Annotated in this window: 22 protein-coding genes; 17 read left to right on the forward strand and 5 right to left on the reverse strand. The window is 68.6% G+C overall.

Annotation, left to right across the window (positions count from 1 at the left end):
* Positions 1-963, reverse strand: a complete 963-nt coding sequence (locus ACIQTP_RS18225) for an SDR family NAD(P)-dependent oxidoreductase (RefSeq protein ID WP_403400946.1) — start codon at positions 961-963, stop codon at positions 1-3.
* A 125-nt stretch (positions 964-1,088) separates the two neighbouring features.
* On the opposite strand from ACIQTP_RS18225, the gene ACIQTP_RS18230 reads away from it, so the two are divergent.
* The 15 genes from ACIQTP_RS18230 (at position 1,089) to ACIQTP_RS18300 (ending at position 18,159) form a co-directional block, all read left to right on the forward strand.
* Positions 1,089-1,979, forward strand: coding sequence for a helix-turn-helix domain-containing protein (locus ACIQTP_RS18230; RefSeq protein ID WP_390931067.1), 891 nt, complete (start codon positions 1,089-1,091; stop codon positions 1,977-1,979).
* Positions 1,980-2,069: 90 nt separating this feature from the next.
* Positions 2,070-3,578 carry an alpha/beta hydrolase domain-containing protein gene (locus tag ACIQTP_RS18235; RefSeq protein ID WP_403400948.1) on the forward strand — a complete coding sequence of 503 codons (1,509 nt, stop codon included), beginning with the start codon at positions 2,070-2,072 and terminating at the stop codon, positions 3,576-3,578.
* A 200-nt stretch (positions 3,579-3,778) separates the two neighbouring features.
* Positions 3,779-4,429, forward strand: coding sequence for a TetR family transcriptional regulator (locus ACIQTP_RS18240; RefSeq protein WP_391058073.1), 651 nt, complete (start codon positions 3,779-3,781; stop codon positions 4,427-4,429).
* Between the two features lie 341 nt (positions 4,430-4,770).
* The gene (locus tag ACIQTP_RS18245; RefSeq protein WP_390931072.1) at positions 4,771-4,965 is read left to right on the forward strand and encodes a ferredoxin; all 195 of its coding nucleotides are present in this window, start codon (positions 4,771-4,773) and stop codon (positions 4,963-4,965) included.
* Positions 4,966-4,992: 27 nt separating this feature from the next.
* Positions 4,993-6,237 carry a cytochrome P450 gene (locus ACIQTP_RS18250; protein ID WP_403400950.1) on the forward strand — a complete coding sequence of 415 codons (1,245 nt, stop codon included), beginning with the start codon at positions 4,993-4,995 and terminating at the stop codon, positions 6,235-6,237.
* A gap of 104 nt (positions 6,238-6,341) precedes the next feature.
* Positions 6,342-7,163, forward strand: coding sequence for an SDR family NAD(P)-dependent oxidoreductase (locus ACIQTP_RS18255; RefSeq protein ID WP_403400952.1), 822 nt, complete (start codon positions 6,342-6,344; stop codon positions 7,161-7,163).
* A 27-nt stretch (positions 7,164-7,190) separates the two neighbouring features.
* On the forward strand, positions 7,191-8,228 hold the full coding sequence (locus ACIQTP_RS18260; protein WP_403400954.1) for a TIGR03617 family F420-dependent LLM class oxidoreductase: 1,038 nt from the start codon (positions 7,191-7,193) through the stop codon (positions 8,226-8,228).
* Positions 8,229-8,612: 384 nt separating this feature from the next.
* The gene (locus ACIQTP_RS18265) at positions 8,613-9,776 is read left to right on the forward strand and encodes an amidohydrolase family protein (protein ID WP_390931079.1); all 1,164 of its coding nucleotides are present in this window, start codon (positions 8,613-8,615) and stop codon (positions 9,774-9,776) included.
* Positions 9,777-9,838: 62 nt separating this feature from the next.
* Positions 9,839-11,050: a M24 family metallopeptidase gene (locus ACIQTP_RS18270; protein ID WP_390931081.1), complete on the forward strand. Its 1,212-nt coding sequence runs from the start codon at positions 9,839-9,841 to the stop codon at positions 11,048-11,050.
* Positions 11,040-12,164 (forward strand): M24 family metallopeptidase, encoded by a 1,125-nt coding sequence (locus ACIQTP_RS18275; protein ID WP_390931083.1) that lies wholly within the window; start codon positions 11,040-11,042, stop codon positions 12,162-12,164. The genes ACIQTP_RS18270 and ACIQTP_RS18275 overlap by 11 nt, the downstream gene beginning before the upstream one ends.
* An 87-nt stretch (positions 12,165-12,251) precedes the next feature.
* The gene (locus ACIQTP_RS18280; protein ID WP_390931085.1) at positions 12,252-13,211 is read left to right on the forward strand and encodes an enoyl-CoA hydratase-related protein; all 960 of its coding nucleotides are present in this window, start codon (positions 12,252-12,254) and stop codon (positions 13,209-13,211) included.
* A 20-nt stretch (positions 13,212-13,231) separates the two neighbouring features.
* Positions 13,232-15,649 carry a CoA transferase gene (locus ACIQTP_RS18285; protein ID WP_390931087.1) on the forward strand — a complete coding sequence of 806 codons (2,418 nt, stop codon included), beginning with the start codon at positions 13,232-13,234 and terminating at the stop codon, positions 15,647-15,649.
* A 51-nt stretch (positions 15,650-15,700) separates the two neighbouring features.
* Positions 15,701-16,012 carry a hypothetical protein gene (locus ACIQTP_RS18290; RefSeq protein ID WP_390931089.1) on the forward strand — a complete coding sequence of 104 codons (312 nt, stop codon included), beginning with the start codon at positions 15,701-15,703 and terminating at the stop codon, positions 16,010-16,012.
* 28 nt (positions 16,013-16,040) lie between these two features.
* Positions 16,041-17,522, forward strand: a complete 1,482-nt coding sequence (locus ACIQTP_RS18295) for a class I adenylate-forming enzyme family protein (protein WP_403400958.1) — start codon at positions 16,041-16,043, stop codon at positions 17,520-17,522.
* Between the two features lie 136 nt (positions 17,523-17,658).
* Entirely contained in the window at positions 17,659-18,159 is a 501-nt protein-coding gene (locus ACIQTP_RS18300; protein WP_390931093.1) for a flavin reductase, read from the forward strand.
* A gap of 28 nt (positions 18,160-18,187) precedes the next feature.
* Here the strand turns inward: ACIQTP_RS18300 and ACIQTP_RS18305 are convergent, their stop codons facing one another.
* From ACIQTP_RS18305 to ACIQTP_RS18320, 4 genes are all read right to left on the reverse strand, one after another.
* The gene (locus tag ACIQTP_RS18305) at positions 18,188-19,351 is read right to left on the reverse strand and encodes a sensor histidine kinase (protein ID WP_403400960.1); all 1,164 of its coding nucleotides are present in this window, start codon (positions 19,349-19,351) and stop codon (positions 18,188-18,190) included.
* A 160-nt stretch (positions 19,352-19,511) separates the two neighbouring features.
* Positions 19,512-20,294: an SDR family NAD(P)-dependent oxidoreductase gene (locus ACIQTP_RS18310; RefSeq protein WP_403400962.1), complete on the reverse strand. Its 783-nt coding sequence runs from the start codon at positions 20,292-20,294 to the stop codon at positions 19,512-19,514.
* Between the two features lie 36 nt (positions 20,295-20,330).
* A complete protein-coding gene (locus ACIQTP_RS18315; RefSeq protein WP_390931098.1) occupies positions 20,331-21,050 on the reverse strand; it encodes an alpha/beta fold hydrolase in 720 nt (239 codons plus the stop codon).
* A 111-nt stretch (positions 21,051-21,161) separates the two neighbouring features.
* Positions 21,162-22,643 (reverse strand): MFS transporter, encoded by a 1,482-nt coding sequence (locus ACIQTP_RS18320; protein WP_391391936.1) that lies wholly within the window; start codon positions 22,641-22,643, stop codon positions 21,162-21,164.
* Between the two features lie 349 nt (positions 22,644-22,992).
* On the opposite strand from ACIQTP_RS18320, the gene ACIQTP_RS18325 reads away from it, so the two are divergent.
* Positions 22,993-23,646 (forward strand): TetR family transcriptional regulator, encoded by a 654-nt coding sequence (locus tag ACIQTP_RS18325; RefSeq protein ID WP_391058091.1) that lies wholly within the window; start codon positions 22,993-22,995, stop codon positions 23,644-23,646.
* Positions 23,647-23,758: 112 nt separating this feature from the next.
* On the forward strand, positions 23,759-24,412 hold the full coding sequence (locus ACIQTP_RS18330) for a TetR family transcriptional regulator (protein ID WP_391058094.1): 654 nt from the start codon (positions 23,759-23,761) through the stop codon (positions 24,410-24,412).
* The last annotated feature ends 7 nt before the right edge of the window (positions 24,413-24,419 follow it).

The raw sequence follows: 24,419 nt of genomic DNA on the forward strand, positions 1-24,419 counted from the left end.
TCAACGGCCGAGCATCTTCCGGGACACGGTCCACAACCGTTCGGCGGCCCCCGGATCCAGAGCGTGAGCGGCCACGTCCGTCGGCTCCGGGACGTCCTCGACGGTGGCAGGGTCGTGGGGAAGGGCTTCGTCGCAGTCCTGGAAGTAGCGTCCGCCGAGCTCTTCCACCAGGGGGGAGGCGGCAAGGAGCACCGAGGTTGCCGCGCCCTGTTCGGGGGTGCGCCAGGGGAAGCGCTCCATGACCTCCTGGGCGTGTTGGTTCGACTCCAGAATCGCCGCCTGATGGCGTTGGATGCCGGTGCGGATGCCGCCCGGGTGCAGGGCGTTGGCGGTGATGCCGTCGTCGGCCCAGCGCCGGGACGCCTCGACGGCGAAGAGCACGTTGGCGGTCTTGGACTGGCCGTAGGCGAGCCACGGGTCGTACGGGCGGCGGTCGAAGTGGATGTCGTCGAAGTCGACCGGAGTGTGCAGATGGACGAAGGAACTGACGGCGACGATGCGCGCGCCCTCGGCGGCGAGCGCGGTGTGCAGGCCGAGCGCGAGGTGGAGGTGGCCGAGATGGTTGGTGGCGAACTGGTACTCCCACCCCTCCCGGGTACGGCGCAGCTCGGGCACGGCCATGATGCCGGCGTTGTTTACCAGGATGTGCAGCGGGCCGGACCAGCCGGAGGCGAAGGCGGCCACCGACGCCTGGTCTGTCAGGTCCAGGGCGGACACCTCGATCTTGGTGCTGCCGGTGGTGGCGGTGATGTCGGCGGCGGCCAAGTGTCCCGCCTCGGCGTTGCGGACGGCGAGGGTCACTTCGGCGCCGGCCCTGGCCAGGGAGCGGGCGGTTTCGATGCCGATGCCGGAGGAGGCGCCGGTGACCACCGCGCGACGGCCGGTCAGGTCGACGTCGGCCAGGACCTCGTCGGCGGTGGTGTCGCGAGTGAAGGGCGTGGTGAGGCGGGTGCCGTTGGTCATGGTGCTCCTCCGGGAGAGGTGGCTTCGGCAGCACTCTGTGCCTCGGCGGTCCGTCCAGCCAGGACCCCGACAGGGACAGGCTCACCGGCATCCGTCGGCACCCAGGGGCGTCGTGAGGGCGTGACATGAGTCGGAGCAACGAACTGGGCGCCTTTCTGCGGGCCCGTCGTGACCGCATCCCACCCGGGGACGTCGGTCTGGAGGCCCACGGCAGGCGGCGCGTGCCGGGGCTGCGCCGGGAGGAGGTGGCACAGCTGGCCGGGCTCTCCGCGCAGTACTACCTCCGCCTGGAACAAGGCCGCGACCACCACCCGTCCGCCCAGGTCCTGGACGCCTTGGCCCGCGTGCTCGGCCTCGACGCGGAGGCGACCGCCTACCTGCATCGCCTCGCCTCGCCCGAGCGGCCACGCCCCGCTCGCCGTCGCACCGAGCGGGTGCCTGACGGCATACGGCAGTTCGTGCTCTCCCGCACCGACATCCCCGCCATGGTGATGAACCGCTACGAGGACGTCCTCGTCGCCAATCCCCTCGCCACGGCGCTTTCCCCGGCGATCACTCCCGGCGAGAACGCGCTGCGTTCCGTGTTCCTCGACGCGGCGGTGAGGGCGATGTACGACGGAGACGACCAGGACTGGGAGCGCGTCGCGGCCACCATGGTCGCCGGGATCCGCGCGCTGGCCGGTCCCGAGGGCCGGGACAGGCACCTTGCCGAGCTGGTCGGTGAACTGTCCCTGCGCAGCGAGGAGTTCTGCCGCATGTGGGCCCGGCAGGAGGTGGCCCGCTGCGCCAGTGGCAGGGTCGTCCTGACGCACCCGCGGGTCGGCCGGATGGAGTTGAACTACGAGAAGCTCGCCATCACCGGTACCCACGGCCAGCACCTGGCCTTCTTCCATGCCGCCCCGAACGGCGAATCCGCCCAGTCGCTGGCCCGTCTCGCCCAACTCACCGACAGCGACGCGATCGTGGGCCCCACAGCGCCGACAGGCGGCTCACCACACGGCCGGTCGGCCTCGTAGCCGGCGGGCGGGGCACCGCGAGGGCCGCCACCTGGATCCGTTGCCCCTCGGCAACTTCAGAACTTCAGCCACATCCCCCTGGGAGACCCTGTGTTGAATCGCCGCTCGCTTCTGCTCCTCGCGCTCGGTACGACCGTCGCCCTGCCGACGCCCGCTCCCGCCTCGGCGTCGGTGGCCGACCGCACATCGGGCATCACCGGTGTCAGCGTGACGCGCCGGGAATCGTTGGGCACGTTCGGTGGCACGCCGTATGAACGGCTGGCCGGCACCGTTTCCGGATCCGTGTCGGGCGACGAGCCCGTTGCGGGGCTCGACACGGTCGCCGGTGACGGCGTCCATGCCTACACATCCGGCTTCGAGGTGATCCGCCCGGTCGGCGACGACGCACGTGGCTCGATTGTGGTGGAGGCGGAGAACCGCGGAACCCCGCTGATGCTCCGCGACTTCAACGGCTTCGACGTGCCGGGAGGTGCACCGCAGGACGTGTCGTACACGTCCGGGATGGGTAGCGGTTTCCTGTTCGACGGCACACGTTCCTACGCGCGAGTGCAGTGGCAGACCGGCTACTCGCCGGGCGTCCCGGCAGCCGCGCAGGGCGTCGGCCAGGTGATCGTCCGTGACTTCGGCCGACTGCTGCGCGAGGGCCGGCTCGGCGACGCAGACTCACCGCTGGGCTCCTACCGGTACCTGCTGCTCGTCGGGCTGAGCCAGGCAGCCTGGTTCGTCACCAGCTTCGTCGCCGAGGGATTCAACGACGCGCGCGGACAGGTCTTCCAGGGTGCGTACGCTCAGGACGGCGTCGGCAACCAACTGGCAATCAACGCCGTCGCAGCCGCCGACGGCGAACCGCAGACCGCCTATGTCAGGCCCGACGGAGTCCCCCTCACTCCGCGACAGGTGCTGCGCCGACCCAGGACCGACCCTGTTTTCGTGGATGTGGCCGCATACACCGACTACTACCGGCTTCGGGCCAGTATCTCCCGGCAGGCGTATGCGGTGACCGGCTACCACCGGTACGACTGGCCCGCCGCTCACAGGCCGACGCTGACGCAGGCCCAGGCGGATTCCGCGTTCGCCCAAGGGTGCAACAGCGGCGAGGTCATTCCGCTCAACGCGATCGACAACCGGCCCTACTCGCGGGCGATGCTGGTCGCCCTGGAGCGTCGAGTCGGCGTCGGCGGGCCGGCTCCGATGCCGCCGGAGCGGCTGTTCACGGCCGGGGCGAAGCCCGCCGACCCCGCACTTCTGAACGGGCTGCCCGGTCGCGAGGTGTCGGTGCCCCAGGTCGACGGCGACGGCTTCCCGCTGGGCGGAGTGCGATTCCCCGCGGCCGACCTGCCCCTCGGCTCACCAGCGCCGCCGGCGCTGACGCCTGTGTCCACCGCGAACTCCGCGGCCACCTGCGGGAATTCCGGCGGCTGGCAGCCCTTCACCGGCGACGACCTGCGCGGACGCTACGGCTCACTCGACCGCTATCTCGCCGCTTACGACACTCTGGCGACCAGACTGGTGACACAGCGGCTGCTCCTCGAAGCCGACCGGCGGACCCTCCTCGAGCAGGCGGCCGCCGAGTGGTCCAAGGCACCGGCACAGTCCTGACACCCGGAGTGGGTTCGTGACGACATCGCAGACTCCGGCGGCGATCCGCCCAAGGTCACCGTCGCCGGTCGACGTCTTCCCGCGCGGGAACTTGCTTCACAGAGGGCTTTACACAGTCGGTTTCGGCGGTTTGAGTGTACTGTGCACCGCAACTCGGCAGTTGTCAGGTGGAGCACCAAGAATCCCCGGAGGAACTGTGCATGGCCGGTAGGACTGTGCGGGCCGAGCATGTCAGGGCGACCCGGGAGCTCATTATGAGCACCTCGGAGCGCCTCTACGCCGAGCGCGGTGTTTACGCCGTGTCCAACCGGCAGATCAGCGAGGCCGCGGGACAGGGCAACACGGCGGTGGTCGGCTATCACTTCGGCACCAGAGCGGACCTCGTGCGGGCCATCGCACACAAACACACCGAGCAGATCGAGCAGGTGAGCGCACGCCTTCTGGCCGAGGTCGGCGACTCCACCGACCTGCGGGACTGGGTGTCCTGCCTGGTGCGCCCGCTGCCCGAGCATCTGGCGGCCCTGGGCAACCCCACGTGGTACGCGCGGTTCTGCGCCCAGGTGATGGTCGACCCCGTGCTGCACGAGATCGTGGTCGACGAGACCCTCACCCCTCCCGTGCAGCGGCAGATCCTCGACAACCTGCACCGGTGCCTCCCGGACCTGCCTGTCGAGGTGCGCGCGGAGCGGACCGCCATGACCCGGCAGGTGAGCCTGCACATGTGTGCCGAGCGGGAGCGTGCTCTCGCCGACGGAGCGGCCACGCCCAGATCCAGTTGGCGCGGCGCTGCCACCGGCTTGGTCGACGCGATCGTCGGTTTGTGGCAGGCACCTGTCACCCACGTCTCGTAGCGACGGCGTGCGTGCTCCCCGCGCGGCTGTCCGCGACAGGCCGAGTACGCGGCGGCAGAACCCGCAGCAGAAACTTTCAATCAACCCGTTGACTTAACTTCTGGGCGGGAGTTCACTCGGAAGTGCGGTCGACGGAGACCGGCTCTGAGGGGGTTCTCCGTGCGTCGCGTGGTGCCCCCCAACCTGTCGGCGTCGTTCTCTCCGAGGATCTGCGCCGGTGGGGATGCCGGTCCGCATGACCCGTGAGGTCTGCGCTTCTGACGAAGCGTCAGCCTGTCGCCAGTCGATTCCCGCCGTTCCGTGAGGCACTGCTTCGCCTCATGGCAGTGAGGAGCCTCACCATGAAGATATCCATCGAGCAGGACAAGTGCGTTGCGGCCGGACAGTGCGTGGCCAACGCCCCGGACGTGTTCGACCAGCGTGACGAGGACGGTGTCGCCGTGCTGCTCAGCGCCGAACCGCCCGCCGAACTTGCCGACGACGTCCGGTACGCGGCCGCCGTCTGCCCCGCCCTGGCCATCCACATCGAGGAATGACGACCCGGCCCAGACCGAAGGATGGACATGTCCAACGCAGTGACAGGTACCACAAGCGACAGGACAGCGGAGCTCCCCAAGTGGCCGTTGCCCAGGGCGGAAGGCTGCCCGTTCGACCCCCCTCCAGCCCTCCGGCCCCTCACCGGCGGGAAGGGCCTGGCGAGGATACGGATCTGGGACGGCAGCACTCCCTGGATCGTCACCGGCCATGCCGAGCAGCGGGCCCTGCTCAATGATCCCCGAGTCAGTGCCGACGAGCGGCTGCCGGGCTTCCCCCACTGGCACGAAGGCATGGCGGCGGGCGTGGAGCACCGCCCGCGTTCGGTCTTCAACTCGGATGCTCCCGAGCACACCCGGTACCGCCGGATCATGACCAGCCCGTTCACCTTCAAACGTGTCGAGGCGCTGCGCACCGACATCCAGAAGAAAACCGACGACCTCATCGACACGATGCTGTCCGGACCCAAGCCGGCCGACATCGTCGAGGCGCTGGCGTTGCCCCTGCCGACGTTCATGATCAGCGAGATTCTGGGCGTGCCGCACGAGGACCACGAGTTCATCCATCGCAGTGCCTCCGACGGGATCAGGCGCAACGCGACTCCCGAACAGGCCATGGGTGTGTTCCGCGCGTTGAACGACTACCTCGTCGGGCTCATCGAGAAGAAGTCCGCCGAGCCGGCCGACGATGTGCTCTCCGACATCGCGGAACGCGTCAACGCCGGTGAGATCACCCTGCCCGAGGCCTCCATGATGGGCCTGGGGCTGCTCAGCGCCGGGCACGAGACCAGCGCCAACATGATCGGTCTCGCCACGGTCGCGCTGCTGGAGAACCCGGACCAGTTGGCGGTCCTTCGCGACACCGAGGACCCGAAGGTCGTCGCGGGAGCGGTCGAGGAGTTGCTGCGCTACCTGGGCATCATCCACGGCGGCCAGCGCCGGATCGCCACGGAGGACATCGAGATCAACGGCGAGGTCATCCGCGCCGGCGAAGGCATCATCATCGAGCTCCTCAGCGCCAACCGGGACGCGAACACGTTCCCCGAGCCCGACCGGTTGGACCTTCACCGGGAGAACGCCCGCCACCACAACGCGTTCGGCTTCGGCATCCACCAGTGCATCGGCCAGCAACTGGCCCGCGTGGAACTCCAGGTTGTCTACGGCACGCTCTTCCGCCGCGTGCCCACGCTGCGCCTGGCCAAGCCGGTCGATCAGATCGAGTTCAAGCATGACCGGCTCGCGTACGGGGTGTACGAGCTGCCGGTCACCTGGTAGTCGAGCACGCCCTGTAGCCGGGCGCTCGGCCCCTTCGGGCGCCCGGAGGTTCGGATCCACGGCGCGCGCATTCATCAGATCAGGACGAGAGGACATCAAAGACGATGGCCAAAGAACTGTCCGAAAGAGTCGCCGTAGTCACCGGTGCGGCCGGAGGTCTGGGCCGCGCCATCACCGAGAAGCTCTTGGAGGAGGGTGCGCGCGTCGTCATCGCCGACGTCAACCGGGAGTCGGGCGAGTCCCTGGCCGCCGACTTCGGTCCTGACACGCGGTTCCGGCAGACGGACGTGTCGGATCCGCAGCAGGTCGTGGAACTCGTCTCCTTCGCCGTGGAGACGTTCGGCAGCCTCCACATCATGGTCAACAACGCCGGCGTCGCGGGCGCCCACCGCGAGAGCTTCCTGGACGAGGAACTCGCCGACTTCCAGCGCATCATGTCGGTCAACCTGCTCGGCGTCATGGCCGGCACCCAGACGGCCGCTCGCCACATGGCGGTGAACGGCGGCGGATCCATCGTCAACATCAGCTCCATCGGCGGCGTCATGGGCAACCCCGGCGTGCCGATCTACGCCGCTTCCAAGGCAGGGGTCGTCCACTTCAGCAAGGGCGTCGCCATCGACCTCGCGCAGCACGACATCAGGGTCAACTGCATCGCGCCGGGCGGCATCCCCACGCAGCTGCTGGCCTCGGCCACCGCGTCCGCCGAGATGACCAAGAACATTCGCGCTGTGATGGCGGCCATTCAGCCGCTGAAGCGGGTGGGGGAACCCAGGGACGTGGCGGAAGCCGTCGCCTACCTGGTCAGCGACCGGTCGTCGCACGTCACCGGCACGTTGCTGACAGTCGACGGCGGCACGTCGGCGGGCATGAGGCGCATGAAGCTCTCGAGTTCCGCGACGGCCCAGGCCGACACCGCCGCCTCCTGAAACTCCGGATCTACGTGGAGAATCCCCATGAAAGTGGACGGCACGCTCAACGTGTGGGGCGCCTCGGAGGTCAGGGAAGAGGCCAGGCGTCACGAGAAAGCGGGCTACGCCGGGCTGTGGACCTCCGAGGCCGCCCATGACCCGTTCCTTCCGCTGCTTCTGGCGGCCGAGGACACCGAACGCCTGGAGGTCGGCACGGCCATTGCGGTGGCCTTCGCCCGCTCTCCCATGCAACTCGCGTACACCGCGCACGATCTCCAGAGCTATTCCGACGGGCGCTTCACGCTCGGCCTGGGCAGCCAGATCAAACCGCACATCGAGCGGCGCTTCTCGATGCCGTGGAGCCGGCCGGCCGGCCGCATGCGCGAGTACGTGGCAGCGCTGCACGCGATCTGGTCCGCGTGGAACGACGGAACGAAGCTGGACTTCCGCGGGGACTTCTACACGCACACCCTGATGACCCCGTTCTTCTCGCCACCGCCGACCCCTCTCGGGAAGCCGCCCAAGGTACTCGTGGCGGCCGTCGGTGAGGCCATGACCGCCGTCGCGGGTGAGGTGGCGGACGGCATGCTCGCCCACGCGTTCACCACCGAGCGGTATCTGCGGGAGGTCACCCTGCCGGTGATCGAGCGTGGGCTCGCGAAATCCGCAAGGAGCCGCGGCGACTTCTGTGTCAGTTATCTGCTGCTCACCGCGACCGGACGCACCGAGGAGGAGTTGGCCCACGCCGTGGAACACACACGGCGTCAGATCGCCTTCTACGGCAGCACTCCGGCCTACCGCGGCGTGCTGGACCTGCACGGCTGGGGCGAGCTCGGCGACGAGCTCAACGCGCTGTCGAAGTCCTCCCGCGAGGACAGATGGCAGGTCATGGGCCAACTCGTCGACGACGACGTACTGAACGCCTTCGCGGTGGTGGCGGAACCGGGCGATATCGCCAGCGAGATCCGTCGGCGTTACGGAACTCTCGTGGACAGGGTGTCCTTCTACACCACCTACGAGATCGACCCAGAAGTATGGGCGCCCGTGGTCCAGGAATTGAGCCGCGAGGCTTCGGACAACTGATCGTCAATTCTCCTTCCGCAAATTTAAATCAACCGATTGACACGGTGTCGGGGAAGGTGTTGACTCGAAATGCGAGCAACGCAGCTCGGCACTGAGGAGGTTCGCGATGGACGATCGCGATGCGTCAGAGAATTAGTGCGCGAAGTCATTCCACGGTGAGACCCGTGATGCATGCCGTGGCCCCACGTCCCACTCGATAGGCGACGGCCCTTCCCGGCGATTCTTTTTCGTCTGGCCGAAACAGACACCTGACCTCCGTGCCATGACTTTTCGTCGGCCCGGAATCGACGAATCTCTGCCTACCGGAAATCTCACAGAGCGCTTTCGTGGGCAGTGTCGTCCAGCGTATTTCCGCAACGTCGTACATCCGATCGGAGGACAGTGATGTCCAGCCAAGCAGAGACGCTGTACCCACCCGAGGGGCTTCGCGCGCCGAAGGATCGGCGTGGCCACACGGGCAGTGCCCTGAACCTTCCGCCGGGCACCGAGATCTTCTCCGCCGACGATCACATCTCGCTGGCGGACGACATCTTCTACGAGCGGTTCCCCGAGCGGCTCAAGAACAAAGCGCCGCGCATCTGGTACGAGGACGGCGCGTTCGAGATCGGCGTGGGCGGCAAGTCGTTCCTGCCGAAGGAGTTCAGCCGGGTCCTCATGCAGTACGACCCGCTGACCGGCTCCAACAGTGGCAACATCCAGGGCCGTCTGGACGAACTGCGCTCGGACGGCATCGAGAAGGAACTGGCCTTCCCGAACGCCCTCCTGGCGCTGTTCCACTACCCCGACCCGGAGGTGCGGGAGCTCTGCTTCCGCACCTACAACGAGCACATCGCCGGCCTCCAGGAGCAGTCGAACGGCCGGTTCTACGGCGTCGGTCTCATCAACTGGTGGGACCCCAAGGGCGCCCGCAGGACCCTCGCCGAGCTCAAGAGCCTCGGCATCAGGACCTTCCTGATGCCGCTGTCGCCGGGCAAGGACGTCGAGGGCAACGTCATCGACTACGGCAGCACCGCGATGGACGCCGTCTGGGCAGAGGTCGAGGAGGCGGGGCTCCCCGTGTCCCACCACATCGGTGAGACCGGCCTGAAGTCCCCCTGTGAGTTCAACGCCTACTGCGTCGGCATGGTGAACAACGTCACCGGCTTCCACGAGGTGTGGGGCCGGTATGTCTTCAGCGGCATCCTCGACCGTCACCCGGGGCTCCAGATCGGCTGGTTCGAGGGCGGCGCGAGCTGGGTCGCCTCCGTCCTCCAGGACGCCGAGCACATCCTCGCCTCCTACCGTCACATGCTGAACCGGCCGGTGGAGCACGACGTCCGGCACTACTGGGACAACCACATGTACGCGTCCTTCATGGTCGATCCGCTCGCCATGGAACTGCTCAAGCACATCGGAGTGGACAAGGTCATGTGGGCCGCGGACTACCCGCACAACGAGAGCACCTTCGGCTACTCGGAGAAGTCGATCGCGATGATCGCGGACGCCGTCGGCCCCGAGAACGCCGCCAAGATCGTCAGCGGCAACGTGAAGCGATTCCTCGGCCTGTAGGCCGGTCCGGACCCGCAGAGAAAGCGACGGCGAAGCTCCATGACATCGTGTGGGAGGCGGGAATGACCGTCATCGACATTCCGGACACACCCGATCTGGTCCGTATGCGCCGCGAACGTGGCGCCCGTCTGAAAGCGGCCATGGCGGCTCAGGGCGTCGACGCCCTGATCCTGCTCGGCAACAGTGCCGTGAGCTATGCGACCGGCGCCAGCTGGCCGCTGGGCGACGCCGGCCTGGCCCACGTCGACCGCCCGGTCGCCGTGGTCGTGGCGGACGATGAGTGGCCCCATCTGTTCATGCCGTTCCGCGAAGGGGCCTCCTCCGAGCCGCTGTTGCCGCCCGACCATGTGCATCCGCCGGTCTATCTCGAGTACGACGAAGGAGTGCGCAACTTCGCCGCCGTGATCGCGGACCTGGTGCCGGCCGGCGCGGTGGTGGCGGTCGACGAGCTGACGGGGGCGATGCGCAGGGCCGAGAAGGCGCTGCTCCCGGCCGGATCACCCCGCGACGCCGGATCGGTCCTGGGCGCGGCCAAGCTGATCAAGACTCCCGACGAGCTGTCCACGATCCGCAAGGCCCTGCGGATCACCGAACAGGCCATGGCCGAGGTCACGCAGACGCTGACCCCGGGGATGCGCCAGATCGACCTGTCGGCCCGCTTCCTGCGCAAGGTCTACGAGTACGGCGCCCTGGCCAACGTGCTCGACCCCATCTGGCAGGTGATGCCGCATTCCCGGGCAGAGGGCGTGTGGACCACCCACGGCGACCTCGCCCTCCCGCTGCTGACGACGGAGCGGGAGCTGGCGAAGGGTGATGTGCTCTGGACCGACGTCGGCATCAACTACGCCGGGTACATGTCGGACTTCGGCCGGACCTGGATCGTCGGACAGGATCCCACCCCACGCCAACAGGCGCAGTTCACGAGGTGGTTCGACATCCTGACCGCGACGAAGGAGGTGACGCGGGCCGGGGCCCGCGCAGCCGATCTGACGCGGGCCGCCACCGAGGCCAACGGCGGCTCGAAGCCCTGGCTGCCCCACTTCTACCTGGGACACGGCATGGGCACGGACGCCGCCGAGATGCCGTTGATCGGCACCGACCTCGGCCAGGAGTTCGACGAAAGCGTGGTGCTCGAAGCCGGCATGGTGCTCATTCTCGAGCCGGTGGTCTGGGAGGACGGCACCGGCGGTTACCGCAGCGAGGAGGTCCTTGTGATCGAGGAAGAGGGCTGGACTGCCCTGACCGACTACACCTACGCGCCTTATGGCGACTGAGGTCCTGCCGGACGACCGCGCTCTCCGCAGTGGGCGGCGGGAGCGTGCGCTGGCACAAATGGAAGCCCATGACCTCGATGTCCTCGTCCTCGGGCGAGGCGCCAACGTCCGCTACCTCAGCGGCGCGCGGGGTCTGTCGAACGCGGGGACCCATCCCTTCTTCCCCGCGTGTGTGGTGGTCCGCGCCACCGGGGCCATCCACATGCTCAGCACGTGGGACGAGGGGATCCCCGACGACATTCCGCACGAGCGGCTCTACCCGCTGAGCTGGAACCCGATGAACTACGTCACGGTTCTGCGGGGGATCGAGGGGACCTCGACGGCCCGCCGGGTGGGCACGGACGCCCTGACCCCGAGCATCGCGGAGCTGCTGTCCAAGGTCTTCCCGGTCGCCGAACTGGTCGACGGCGAGCTCGCCCTGCGCGCCGCCCGCCGCATCAAGACGGCCGAAGAGGTGGTGGCTCTCCGCGAAGCCATCGGCGTGGCGGAGGCCGCCCTGGCCAAGGCCGTGACCGAGCTTCGCCCGGGAGTCACCGAGGCCGAGCTGTCCGGCGTACTCCTGGAGGCGGCCGCGGCCGGAGGCGTGGCCACGCCCTCGGCCCAGGAGGTCGCATGGAGGACTTCCCGGGAGCATCACTGGCGGCTGGTGAACGGCGACGGCCGCATCGGCGCGGGCGACCTCGTGGCCTTTACCGCGGGAGTCGTCGCCGGCGGGTACATCGGAGAAGTCGGACGTACCTGGCCGGTCGACGGCGGGGACCTGAGCGCCATCCGCGCCCTGTACGGGCGGTGGGACGCGCTCTGGGCCCTGCTGTCCGACGCCTGCCGTCCGGGTGCCCAGGCCAGTGACCTGCTCGCCGCCTACGACACCGCCGGCGAACCGCTGCCCCCGATGCCGGTGGCACGCGGCCTCGGCCTCGGCTTCGACCCGCCCGTCGTCACGTCGGGCCTGCCGGCCACCGCGGCCGAGGAACGGCTCGAAGTCGGCATGGTGCTGTCCGTGACCGGCTACGTCTGGCAGGAGGGCGTGGGCGCCGTCCTCGGGCGCGAGGCGGTCCTCATCACGGCTGACGGACCCGAGCTGCTCACGTCAAGTCCCCTCTGGAGGCCGTAGCTCCGCCGGTCGGCCAACCCCGAAGGTCAGGGCCGCCCGCTCCGGCCCTGACCGCCCTCCACCCAGACGGGAAAGGACTCCCAGCACATGACCGACAGCGCGCGTCCCTCGGCGGAGGAGATCATCCTCTACGAGAAGGACCCCAAGACGAAGATCGCCACCATCACGCTCAACAGGCCCGATCACCTCAACGCTCCGACCGCGGCGTCGCGGCTCCGCTACGCCGACCTGCTCCACCGTGCCAACGTCGACGACGACGTGAAGGTCCTGGTCATCCGCGGCGTCGGTGACCACCTCGGCACCGGCGCCGACATCACCGAAGTGATGGAGATGAACGACGCGCCCACGGCCGGACCGCGACTGAGCGAACTCAGGCTCAGCGAGGACGACGTACGGTATCCCCCCAAAGACTCCTACCGGTATGGCGGAACCCTCGGCCAGTACTACGCCAGCCCGCTGGGCGGCTGCCGCAGTCTCCAGGACTTCAAGAAGATCAGCATCCTTGAGGTGAAGGGGTACTGCTACGGCTGGCACTTCTACCAGGCGGCCGACGCCGACCTGGTGATCTCCGCAGACGACGCGCTCTTCGGTCATCCCGCCTTCCGCTACATCGGCTGGGCCCCCCGGATGTGGACCTGGGTGCAGATGATGGGCCTGCGGAAGTTCCAGGAGATGGTCTTCACCGGAAGGCCCTTCAGCGCCGAGGAGATGTACGAGTGCAGCTTCGTCAACAGCGTCGTCCCGAGGGACGACCTGGAGACGGAGGTGGAGAAGTACGCGCTGGCCTGTGCCCGCAACCGGCCGACGGACACGGTCTTCATGCAGAAGGTCTTCTTCGAGATGTACAAGCAGCACCAGGGCGAGTACATGGGCTCGATGCTGACCGGACTCTTCGAGTCGATCGGGAACATCGCCCGCCCCGACGGTGACGATCTGGTCCTGGACGAGGACGTGATCGCAGGGGGAATCCCCAACGCGGTCAGGGGTAACGACGATCAGTTCCCGCCCGAATGGCGGCTGAGCCGGACCGGTCGCAAGAAGAAGTAGCCAACAGATGGGAGCCGCTGATGTCCCCCGTTGAACCGCCGCTCAGCGACTATTCCGTGGTCGATCTGTCCACAGGGATCGCCGGCGCGTACTGCACCAAACTGCTGGCCGACGGTGGCGCGGAGGTCGTCAAGGTCGAGCCGCCGGAGGGCGATCCGCTGCGCAGCCGGTCGGTCTCCGGCGCCGCGGTCGACCCCGACGGAGGCGGAGCCCTGTTCAGCTACCTGTCCTGCTCCAAGCAGAGCGTCGTCGTCGACCCCGGCAGTCCCGCGGACCTCGAGTTGGTGCATGAACTGCTGGGGGCGGCGGACGCGGTGGTGTGGTCCCCGGGTTCGCGCGTCGCCGGGCTTGCGGAGTTCTCCCCGAAGGAGATCCATCGACGCCACCCGCACCTGACGGTAACGTCGATCACCCCCTTCGGTCTGGACGGACCCTGGCGGGACCGTCCGGCCACCGAGTTCACCCTCCAGGCGTGGTCCGGTGGAATCTTCGGAACGGGCCGCGGCGCACCGGACCGAGCGCCGGTCTCCATCGGAGGGCAGCCGGGGGACTGGGTCTCGGGGGCGTACGCGGCCGCGGGGACCCTGACCTCGCGACTGCGCGGCCTGGGCAGCGGCCGTGGTGAACTCGTCGATCTCTCGATGCTCGAGGCACACGTCCTGAGCCTCACCTACTACTCGGTCACGTGGCTCGACATGCGGGGCGGGCCGAGGCGTAGCGCCCGGTCGCTGATGCTGCCGGGGGTGACCGTGGCCAAGGACGGCCTCATCGCCCTCGGGTGTGCGACCCCCCAACAATTTTCCGACCTCTGCGCGATGGTCGGCCACCCCGAGTGGATCGACGAGGAGAACCCGTACTCGATCGTCGACCGCACCAACGAGGTGGCCCCGGTGATCGAGGAGTGGATCGGCAGCCGGACCATCGCCGAGGTCCGCGAACTGGCGACGGCGTTCCGGATCCCCAACGCCCTGGTGGCCAACGGCGCCAACGCCCCGGCCATGGAGCACTACGAGGCGCGCGGAACCTTCCTGCGCAACCCCCGCGACGGATTCCTCCAACCCGATCACCCCTACCGCCTTCAGCCGGCGCGGCTGCGGCCCATGGAGTCGGCGCCGCACCTCGGCGAACACACCGACAGCCTCCGTGCCGCACCCCGCACTCCGCGGCCGACCGCCGGGCCGAACACCGGCGAGGACCGGCTGCCGTTCAGCGGCCTGCGGGTCCTGGACATGACGGCCTTCTGGGCCGGTCCGTCGTGCACACACGTCCTCGCCCTGCTCGGCGCCGAGGTGATCCATCTGGAATCTACTTCCCGGCCCGACGGAACCCGGCTGATGGCGGGCGTGGCAGCCACCGTGGACCAGTGGTGGGAGAGGTCGCCGATCTTCTCCGGCCTCAACACCAACAAGAAGAGCCTGACACTCAACTTCCAGACCGAGCGCGGGCGGGAACTGCTGCGCGAACTGATCGCGATCTCCGACGTGATCGTCGAGAACTACACCCCGCGGGTGCTGAACCAGGTCGGCCTGGACTACGAAGCGATACGGGCGATCCGGCCCGACGCCATCATGGTCCGCATGCCCGGCTTCGGGCTCGACGGCCCGTGGCGCGATCACGCCGCCTTCGCCTACGTCATCGAGGACGCGTCCGGGCTGACCTGGCTGACCGGCCACCCCGACCAGAATCCGATCGAGCCCTACTCGATCGGCGACCCGAACGCGGGTGTGCACGCGCTCAACGGTCTGCTGCTGGCACTGGAACACCGGCGCCGCACCGGCGAGGGAGTTCTGGTGGAGGCCGCGATGGTCGACGCCGCCCTCAACGTGGCCGCCGAACAGGTCATCGAGCACTCCGCCCACGGCGCCCTCCTGCAGCGGGACGGAAACCGCGGACCGACCGCCGCGCCCCAGAACCTGTATCTGACCTCCGACATCGACGAGTTCGGCAGGGAGGACACCTGGATCGCGGTCGCGGTGGCCACCGACGAGCAGTGGGCCGCACTGCGGGACGCGATCGGCCGGCCCGAATGGGCGACGGACCCCGGTCTGGACACCGCCGACGGACGGCGACGGCGCCACGACGAGATCGACGAGCACCTCGGGGCCTGGTGCCGGAAACGCGGCGCCGACCAGATTGTCGAGCTCCTCTGGGACGCCGGAGTTCCGGTGGGCAAGGGGGTGCACCCGCACCGCGTGGCCGAGCTGCCGCAACTGCAGTTCCGCGGCTTCTTCGAGGAGGTCGAGCATCCCGTGAACGGCAGCGCCCGGCACAGCACCCTGCCGGTCAAGCTCTCCCGAGGACCCGGCCGGCACCATCTGCGCCACGCACCCCTGCTCGGGGAGCACAACCACGAATTGCTGGCTCAACTGGGGCTCACCGAGCCGGAGATCGCCGCGCTCGAAGCCGACGGGGTGATCGGCCGGGCGCCTGCCTTGTAGGCCGCCGACGAGATCGCCAGGTCCACGAACCATCGAAAGGAAGGAGCCGACATGCAGCCACGGATCGGCATGATGCTCGCGAGCACGGTGGACAGCACCAGCGTCGTGGTCGTCCGCTGGGCAGCGGACGGACAGGAAGTGACCTGCGGAGGCCGGCCGATGGTCGATCAGACGCAGCACGACGCCACAGCCCAGCAGACCCTTGATCCGGAGCACGCGACCGGAACTCTGCTCGGCAAGCGCTACGCCACCGCGGACGGAGGCGTGGAACTGCTGTGCACCAGACCCGGTCGGGGCACCCTCGCCGTCGGAGGTGTGCCGTTGGCCGTGAAGAGCGCCAAGCCGTTGCCCGCCTCCGACTGACCCCGGACGGACGTCGATGGACCTCACGATGCTTCTGGACATGGCGGCCGACGGGTTCGCCGACCGCACACTTGTCGGCACCCGCGACGAAGGACTCACCGCCCAGGATCTGCGCCACGCGGTACACACGGGCGCCGATCTCGTAGCCCGGTCGGGCGCCACCTCGGTCATCCACCTCGCGGCCAACGGACCGGCCTTCCCCGTCGCCCTGTTCGCGGCCGCGCGGGCAGGGGTGCCCTTCGTCCCCGTCAACTACCGGCTCGGCGCAGAGCAGTTGTCGGCGCTGCTGGCCAACCACACCGGCGCCCTGGTCATCGCCGACGACCATCACGCCCCGCTGCTTCCCCCGGTCGCGGCACTCTCGTGCACACCGTCGGCATGGCTCGACGCGACGGTCGCCAAGACCCAGGCGGAACATGACGCGAGCCCGCCGCCCGGGCCGGCCGACCCGGCCGCGGTCATCATCTACACCAGCGGGACGACGTCGGCGCCCAAGGGCGTCGTGCTGCGACACGACAACCTGGTCTCGTACGTCATCGGAAGCGTGGAGTTCGGCAGCGCGGAGCCCGACGACGCGGCGTTGATGTGCGTCCCTCCGTATCACATCGCCGCCGTGTCGAACGTCCTGACCAACATCTACGCAGGCCGGAGACTGGTCGTCCTCGACACGTTCTCGCCGAAGCGGTGGCTGGAGCTGGTGCGTGCCGAGCGCGTCACCAACGCCATGGTGGTGCCGACGATGCTGGCCCGGCTGATGGAGGAGCAGGATGCAGACCGGTCGGTGCCGACCCTGCGGACCCTCGCCTACGGCGGTGCCGCGATGCCGCCCCGAGTGATCGAACGGGCGCTGGAAGAGTGGCCGCACGTCGGGTTCGTGGGCGCGTACGGGCTGACGGAGACCAGCTCGACCATTTCCGTCCTCGGCCCCGAAGACCACCGCCAGGCCCTCGCAGCCGAGGATCCCGGGGCGCGGGCGCGCCTGCACTCCGCCGGACGCCCGATCCCCGGCATCGAGATCGAGATCCGCGGCGAGGACGGCGCACCCGTGCCGCCCGGGGCATCCGGACGCGTCTGGGTGCGCGGCGCCCAGGTGTCCGGGAAGTACGCCGGTGTCGCCTCCGAGGTAACCGACGGCTGGTTCGACACCCGCGACCTCGGCCGGCGCGACCGGGCGGGTTTCGTCTTCGTCGAGGGCCGCGCGGACGACACCATCATCCGCGGCGCGGAGAACATCGCACCCGCAGAGATCGAGGACGTCCTGCTCCGCCAGCCGGGAGTCGCGGACGCCGTCGTCGTCGGCGTACCGGACGAGGAGTGGGGCCAGCGCATCGAGGCGGCCGTGGTTCCCGCCCGAGGAGTCTCGCTCGACGGTGAGGACCTGCGCACCGAGGTGCGGCGGCTGCTGCGTGGCTCGAAGACACCTGACCGCATCGTCGTATGGGACGAGATACCCCGCACCGCCACCGGCAAGGTACTGCGACACGAAGTGCGATCGGAGTTGAGCCGCTGAGCCGGCTCCGGCGACCGCCGCAGGCCCGCGTGCCCGACAGGGGTGCAGAAACGAGGACGAGAATGAAAGCGACCGTCGCAGCCGCCCCCCGAGGGCTGACCTCGGCACGGCTTCCCGTGCCCGCACGGAGCCCGCAGTGATCACACTAGAGGCACTGTCCACCGACCCGACGGTTCTACGGCGGGCCTACGGATGTTTTCCCTCCGGCGTGACCGCGGTCTGCGCACTGCTGGGCGGCACCCCAGTCGGGATGGCGGCCAGCTCGTTCACCTCGGTGTCGCTGAGTCCACCGCTGGTGTCGCTGTGCGTGCAGGACTCGTCGAGGACCTGGCCCAAGCTGCGGGACTGCCCGAGGCTCGGAGTGAGTGTGCTCGCCGCCGACCACGACGTGGCGTGCGTGAGCCTGTCCCGCAAGGAGGGCGACCGCTTCGCCGGGGTGGAGTGGGAACCGACCGCGGGGGGCGCGGTGTTCGTGCACGGGGCGACCGCCTGGCTCGACTGCTCGGTGGAGGTGGAGATCCCGGCCGGCGACCACGCGATCGCCCTGCTGCGCATCCACGCACTACGTGCGGAACCCGACACCACACCGTTGATTTTCCATGCGAGCCGGTTCCGTACCCTCGCGGCGAGCGACTGATCGGCCGTCTGCGCCGTCGCCCTGGATGTCACGACGTCGCTGTCTCCTGGAACGACCGCGGCCGCAGTGGCAGTTGGGTGACCACTTCGAAGCCCCCCTGGTCTCGCGGACCCGCGCGGAGCTCCCCGCCTACGGAGCGGGCGCGCTCCCGCATCCCGATGATGCCGTAACCACCCCTTGGAAAAGGGGAGTTGACCGATGTCGCGGATCCGTCATTGGTGACGGTGATACACAGGTGGTCCTCAGAGTACGCGAGCCGGACCTCGGCCGATCGGGTGGTGGCGTGCTTGGTGACGTTGGTGAGCGCCTCCTGCACGATGCGGTACGCGCTGAGGTCCGCTCCGGCCGGGAGCGGCCGCGGTTCACCTTCGGTGGCGACAGTGACAGCGAGCCCGGCACTTTGGAACGAGGCCGTCAGCTCGGTGAGTTGCGCGACTCCCGGGGTCGGTTCTATGGGCTGCTCCGTGTCGTCCGCGCGGCGCAACAGACCGACGGTGGCCTTGAGTTCGCTCAGGGCCGCAGCGGCGGTGTCGGTGAGCTCAGTGGCTACCTGCTCGGCTTCGGCGGGCCGGGCATGGACCAGGCGAACCACAGCGCCGGCTTGCAGCTTGGTAAGGACGAGGTGGTGGGCGACGACGTCGTGCAGGTCGCGGGCGATGCGTATGCGCTCGTCGGAGACGCGCCGACGGGCTTCTTCTTCGAGATAGGCCCGGTAGAGCCGGCTCGCGGTACCTAGGGCGGTGGGCAACAGCAGCCAGGCGGTGGGGCCCAGCAGCCGGAACAGCAGCGGTTCGCCGGCGGGGCCGTCGAGCATCCCGGTCACCACCAGCAGTGCGATGGAGGCGCAGGCGAAGGTGTTCGCGACCCTTCGCCGCGTGCGGGCGGCCAGCGAGAAGAGCGCGACTATGAGGGGTCCCAGCAGCAGCACGGTGACGACGTAGCCAAGCGCGACCACACCCATGGTGCATGCGGTGGTCAGCACCACCGTGGTGCGGGGATGGCTGCGGCGCCACATCAGGACGGTGCAGGAGACGCCTGTCAGGAGGACGCCGGGCCACCACGCGATGTCCAGATCGCGGCCGGGGAGGGTGATGAAGCTGCCGGCGAAGGAACAGGCGAGGAGTGCCGCGGCCGCGGCCGCGGCGGCGCTACGGGGGTGACCGCGTGGGTACCGCTGCAAGTCAATGATCATGGTGGGGGTCCTGTTCTACGGCGTGCCTCCGGTGGCGCGACGATTGGGTTTCTGTGGGGGTGCTGCCGAGGCACCGCTGCCCGCCGGGACGGCACCGGCGGGCAGCGGTAGTTCCAACGAGTCGATCAACGGGACATGGCCCAGGAGGCTGTCTACCGTGTCAGGCGAGCTTCGCGGTCCAACCCCCGTCGACGGGGATCACGACTCCGGTCACGAACGAGGCCCGGTCCGAGGCGAGGAACGCGGCGACGTCGGCTTGCTCTTCGGGGGTGCCCGGCCGGGCCAGCGCTGCCTTGTTGCTCAGGCTCTCCTCGATCTCGGGCGGCAGACCGCGGTTCTTCTTGCTCATGGTGAAGCCCGGTGCGACGGCGTTGACGCGGATGTTCTGGGGTCCGTAGTGCACGGCGTAGGACTTGGTGAGGGAGTTGATGCCGGCCTTGGCTGCGGAGTAGGCCGGCGAAATCAGTCTGTCGGTGTTGAAGGAGGCGGCCGAGGAGAAGTTCACTATGGCACCGCCACCGGCGGGCGCCATCACCCGCACGGCGTGCTTGTTGGTGAGCAGCGTGCCGAGCAGATGCACGGAGGTGAGGCTCTCGTACTCCTCGACCGTGACCTCGTCGCCGCGTCGCCCGCCGGGGTTGCCGGCGACGTTCACCAGGATGTCGACGCGCCCGAAGGTCTCCAGGGCGTGGGCGAACATCGCCTCGACGTCTTCCTCGCGCGTGATGTCGGCCTGGAAGGGAACCGCCGCGGGGCCAAGGGCGATCGCCGTGTCCTTCTGAGCGCCGCTGATGTCGGCGGCGAGTATCTGTGCGCCCTCCTTGACGAACACCGCGGCGGTGACCGCACCGATCGTCTCGGCCGCCCCGACTCCGGTGATCACGGCCACCTTGCCTTCGAGCAGACCGCCCGGCTGGTGCGGCGGTTGGTTTGCGACGGTCATCTAAACTCCAGTTTTCTGAACTGCTGTCGGGGTGGGTCAGGCGGTCGGTACGCGCAGGAGGCAGGCGGCGACGGCCTCGGGCTCGGTGATCATCAGGTCGTGTCCGGTGTCGATGTCCCAGAGCCTTCCGTTGGCGCGGGCCTTGGCCAGGAGCACGGGATCGCGGTGGGGGATGGTGTTGGTGCAGACGATGTGGGTCTGTGGGATCTGCCAGAGTTCGACCTCGTTGTCCAGATGCAGTTTCTGGTCGAAGCACTGGTAGGGGTGGGGTGTGAGCTTCGGTGTCATCCAGGCGATGTCGTCCGGGTCGGTCACGCCGTAGTGCGGGATCGGCTCCCGCCCGGGCTGGAGCACGACCTCGACACCGTTGACGAAATCGCCCCTCGCACGGGCCGCCTGCATCTGCGGTGGCGAGATGTCGGCGAGCGACTGACCGTTCACCGGTGTGGCCGCGTCCAGGTAGACGAGGTGGCCGATCCGGTCCACGGCCAAGTCGGCCACCCCTGTGATGACCATGCCTCCATAGCTGTGCCCGGCAAGGACCACGTCGTGCAGGTCCTCGTAGGTCAGCACCTGGATGACGTCGCGAATGTGGAAGTCGAGGTCGATGTCCTGGCTGAGCAGGTGGTACCGCTCGCCGACGCCGGTCAGGGTCGGGGTGTAGACGTCGTGGCCAGCCTCCCGCAGGATCCGGGCGACGCGCTGGTAGCACCAGCCGCCGTGTGCTCCGCCGGGTACGAGGACGTACGTGGCCATGATCGCTCTCCTGGTGTCGAGGGATGTACCGGTTTTCGGATGGGGCCCTCTCGGGGGCGGAGCACCGACCGTGCCAGCGAACGGCTCAGGCAGGCTCGCCCCCTGAGACGCTTAGGCCTTCTGTCCGGCGGTGTCCGCGATGGTGGCTGCTTCGGCGGGGGTGCCGGGGGCGGTGGCGTCCGTGCGGCGGGGGAGGAAGGAGGCGAGGAGAAGGGCCGTGAGGGCGGCGCCGCAGCCGATGGCCATGATCACCTTGAAGCTGTTCTCGGAGGGGAGGGCGTGGCCGGCGAAGTTGATGGTCATCTGGGAGACGATGACGCCGCAGATGGCGCTGGCCAGAGAGCTGCCGATGGAGCGCAGCAGGGTGTTGACGGCGTTGGCGGATCCCGTCTCGGATACCGGCACTGCGCTCATGATGAGTGTGGGCAGGGCGCCGTAGGCGAATCCGACGCCGGCACCGACGATGCAGGAGACGAAGATCAGCTCCCAGACCTCGCTCATCATGAAGATGTTGAGGGCGTAGCCGGCGGCGACGATGACGGCGCCGATCATCAGCGTGTACTTCGCGCCGAAGGCCTTGGAGATCTTCGCGGACAGGGGGGCCGCGATCATGACGACCAGTCCCTGGGGAGCGAGGACGAGGCCGACGGTCAGCAGGCTCTCGCCGAGGCCATAGCCGGTCTCCTTGGGCAGTTGCAGGAGCTGGGGGACGACCAGCTGGAGGGCGAAGAGGGAGAAGCCGAACGCGAGGCCGGCGAGGTTGGTGAAGAGGACCTGGGGTTTGGCGGTCGTGCGGAGGTCGACCAGCGGCTGGGTGGTGCGCAGTTCGAAGAAGCCCCAGGCGACCAGGACGATCACGGCGGCGGCGAAGAGGCCGAGGGTGGTGGCGCTGCCCCAGCCCCAGTCGCCGCCCTTGGAGATGGCCAGCAGCAGAGCGACGAGTCCGGCCGCCAGGCCGACGCCGCCGACCAGGTCGAAGCGTCCGCCGGAGCGCACCTTGGATTCCGGTACGAGCATCAGGACGAGCACGAGGGAGAGAGCGCCGAGGACGCCGGAGGCCCAGAAGAGGGTGTGCCAGTCGAAGTTGTCGGCGACGAAGGCGGCGATGGGCAGACCGAGGGCGGCGCCGATGCCGAGGGAGGCGCTCATGAGGGCGGTGGAGGAGCCGAGTCGTTCGGCGGGCATCTCGTCACGCATGATGCTCAGGCCGAGCGGGATGACCCCGGCGGACAGGCCCTGCAGAAGGCGTCCGATGATCATCGGGGTGAGGGAGTCGCTGAGTGCGACGACGAACGAGCCGGCGGTCACCGCGCCGAGGCTGAGGAGGAGCATGCGGCGTTTGCCGTACATGTCGCCGAGGCGGCCGGCGATGGGGGTGGCGACGGCGGCGGCGAGGAGAGTGGCGGTGACGGCCCAGGCGGTGTCGGAGGCCGAGGCGTTCAGGTACTTCGGCAGTTCCGGGACGATCGGGATGACGAGGGTCTGCATCAGCGAGACCACGATCCCGGCGAAGGCCAGCACCGTCACGATCACGTTCGGGTTGGGGGGTGCGGACGTTTTGGTGTCCGTGGGTGGGGCGGGGGTGTGGGGCATGGCTGGTCTCCGTCTGAGCAGGCAGATGTGGTCGGATCCGTTGAAGTCTGGCTTAAATCAACGGGTTGATTTAAAATGTAGCTGGGGGTGGGCGCATGTTCAAGTCGACAAGCCTGAATCAAGAGAGAACACCAGTGAAGGAGTCGTGGAGAGTGCAACTTGTGCGCTGGTCGGCGCGCCGTGCGGCGGCGCTGGAAGTGGCTGCTGTCGGCGGGGGAGGTCGGAGCGCATTCGGTGGGCCCGTGCCCGCTCTTTCGTCGTATGGCCTGGTCGGCTCGGCAGGGAATCCGCGGTGGCCTGCGGGACCGGCCGTCGCGGGACAGTGCGATGTCCCGATGTGGTGGTGATGATGGCAGGCAGGACGAGGCGGAATGAACAGGTCAGCTCGACGCGGGAGGCGCTTCTGAGTGTGGCGGAGCGGCTGTTCGCTGAGCGCGGGGTGCATGCGGTCGCCAACCGTCAGATCAGCGAGGCCGCCGGACAGGGCAACAACGCCGCCATCGCTTACCACTTCGGCACCAAGGCCGACGTGGTCGGTGCCATCGTGCGCAAGCACGCCGGGCGGATGGAGCAGGACCGCGCCCGCATGGTGGCCGCGGCCGGCGACTCGACCGAGCTGCAGGACTGGGTCGCCTGCGCGGTGCGACCCGTCACCGGGCACCTGGAATCCTTGGGTGTCCCCAGTTGGTACGCCCGCTTCTTCGCCCAGGTCGCGACCGACCCCGCACTGGACATGGTCACGGCCGAGGCGTTCTATTCCGTTTCCCCCTCGTTGGGGCGGTTGCGGGACGGTCTGGAACGATGCATGCCCGACCTGCCACCTGAGGTGCGCGTGGAGCGCGGAGCTATGACGCGCCACCTGATCACGCAGATGTGCGTCGAGCGGGAGCGAGCCCTCTCGGAGAACGTCGTCACTCCTCGCGCGACCTGGCACGAGGCCGCCACGGGCCTCGTTGACGCGATCGTCGCACTCTGGGGGGCGCCGGTCACGCCCGAGGTGTGAGCCGGCGGTGGTCGGGTCCACAGATTTTGAAATGTTTAAATCAAGTGATTGACCCGTCTTGGGGCAGTGGTGTTCCCTGACTCTTCGACGGCTTCGAATCGAGGGAGGTCGGATGACTGCGGCGGCTAGGGCGAAGAGAGCCGAACAAGTGGGCAGTACACGTGAGTTGATCCTGACGGCGGCGGAGCGGCTGTTCGCTGAGCGCGGGGTGCACGCGGTTGCCAATCGTCAGATCAGTGAGGCCGCCGGGCAGGGCAACAATGCCGCGGTCAGCTACCACTTCGGCACCAAGGCCGACCTGATCCGCGCGATCGTCCGGCGGCACACCGAGCAGGTCGAGCAGATCCGGGCGCGACTGCTGGTCGAGACCCGGAACTCGACCGAACTGCGGGACTTGGTGGCCTGTCTGGTGCTTCCCATTCCCGAGTACCTGGTGACCCTGGGCAACCCCAGCTGGTACGCGCGGTTCTGCGTCCACGTGATGAGCGACCCGGCACTCCACGCCCTCATGGTCGAGGAGACCTTCACCTCCCCTGCGATGGGAGAGTTCCTCGACCGCCTGCACCGATGCCTTCCTGAGCTCCCGGCCGAGGTGCGCGCGGAGCGCACCGCCATGGCGCGCCATCTGATCCTGCACGCCTGCGCCGAACGTGAGCGTGCCTTGGCCGTGAACACTCCCACGCCCCGTGACAACTGGCACAGCACGGCCACCGGCCTGATCGACGCGATCGTCGCGGTCTGGCGTGCACCCGTCAGCTGCGAGTAAGGCGCTC

This window comes from Streptomyces sp. NPDC090798 (assembly GCF_044768965.1).
Classification (GTDB): domain Bacteria; phylum Actinomycetota; class Actinomycetes; order Streptomycetales; family Streptomycetaceae; genus Streptomyces.

Coding starts and splice junctions, on each gene's coding strand:
- ACIQTP_RS18320 (WP_391391936.1), bottom strand. CDS start 22,643: ATGCCCCACACCCCCGCCCCACCCACGGACACCAAAACGTCCGCACCC.
- ACIQTP_RS18270 (WP_390931081.1), top strand. CDS start 9,839: ATGACCGTCATCGACATTCCGGACACACCCGATCTGGTCCGTATGCGC.
- ACIQTP_RS18330 (WP_391058094.1), top strand. CDS start 23,759: ATGACTGCGGCGGCTAGGGCGAAGAGAGCCGAACAAGTGGGCAGTACA.
- ACIQTP_RS18250 (WP_403400950.1), top strand. CDS start 4,993: ATGTCCAACGCAGTGACAGGTACCACAAGCGACAGGACAGCGGAGCTC.
- ACIQTP_RS18325 (WP_391058091.1), top strand. CDS start 22,993: ATGGCAGGCAGGACGAGGCGGAATGAACAGGTCAGCTCGACGCGGGAG.
- ACIQTP_RS18285 (WP_390931087.1), top strand. CDS start 13,232: ATGTCCCCCGTTGAACCGCCGCTCAGCGACTATTCCGTGGTCGATCTG.
- ACIQTP_RS18240 (WP_391058073.1), top strand. CDS start 3,779: ATGGCCGGTAGGACTGTGCGGGCCGAGCATGTCAGGGCGACCCGGGAG.
- ACIQTP_RS18230 (WP_390931067.1), top strand. CDS start 1,089: ATGAGTCGGAGCAACGAACTGGGCGCCTTTCTGCGGGCCCGTCGTGAC.
- ACIQTP_RS18260 (WP_403400954.1), top strand. CDS start 7,191: ATGAAAGTGGACGGCACGCTCAACGTGTGGGGCGCCTCGGAGGTCAGG.
- ACIQTP_RS18275 (WP_390931083.1), top strand. CDS start 11,040: ATGGCGACTGAGGTCCTGCCGGACGACCGCGCTCTCCGCAGTGGGCGG.
- ACIQTP_RS18290 (WP_390931089.1), top strand. CDS start 15,701: ATGCAGCCACGGATCGGCATGATGCTCGCGAGCACGGTGGACAGCACC.
- ACIQTP_RS18295 (WP_403400958.1), top strand. CDS start 16,041: ATGCTTCTGGACATGGCGGCCGACGGGTTCGCCGACCGCACACTTGTC.
- ACIQTP_RS18255 (WP_403400952.1), top strand. CDS start 6,342: ATGGCCAAAGAACTGTCCGAAAGAGTCGCCGTAGTCACCGGTGCGGCC.
- ACIQTP_RS18245 (WP_390931072.1), top strand. CDS start 4,771: ATGAAGATATCCATCGAGCAGGACAAGTGCGTTGCGGCCGGACAGTGC.
- ACIQTP_RS18225 (WP_403400946.1), bottom strand. CDS start 963: ATGACCAACGGCACCCGCCTCACCACGCCCTTCACTCGCGACACCACC.
- ACIQTP_RS18305 (WP_403400960.1), bottom strand. CDS start 19,351: ATGATCATTGACTTGCAGCGGTACCCACGCGGTCACCCCCGTAGCGCC.
- ACIQTP_RS18265 (WP_390931079.1), top strand. CDS start 8,613: ATGTCCAGCCAAGCAGAGACGCTGTACCCACCCGAGGGGCTTCGCGCG.
- ACIQTP_RS18310 (WP_403400962.1), bottom strand. CDS start 20,294: ATGACCGTCGCAAACCAACCGCCGCACCAGCCGGGCGGTCTGCTCGAA.
- ACIQTP_RS18280 (WP_390931085.1), top strand. CDS start 12,252: ATGACCGACAGCGCGCGTCCCTCGGCGGAGGAGATCATCCTCTACGAG.
- ACIQTP_RS18315 (WP_390931098.1), bottom strand. CDS start 21,050: ATGGCCACGTACGTCCTCGTACCCGGCGGAGCACACGGCGGCTGGTGC.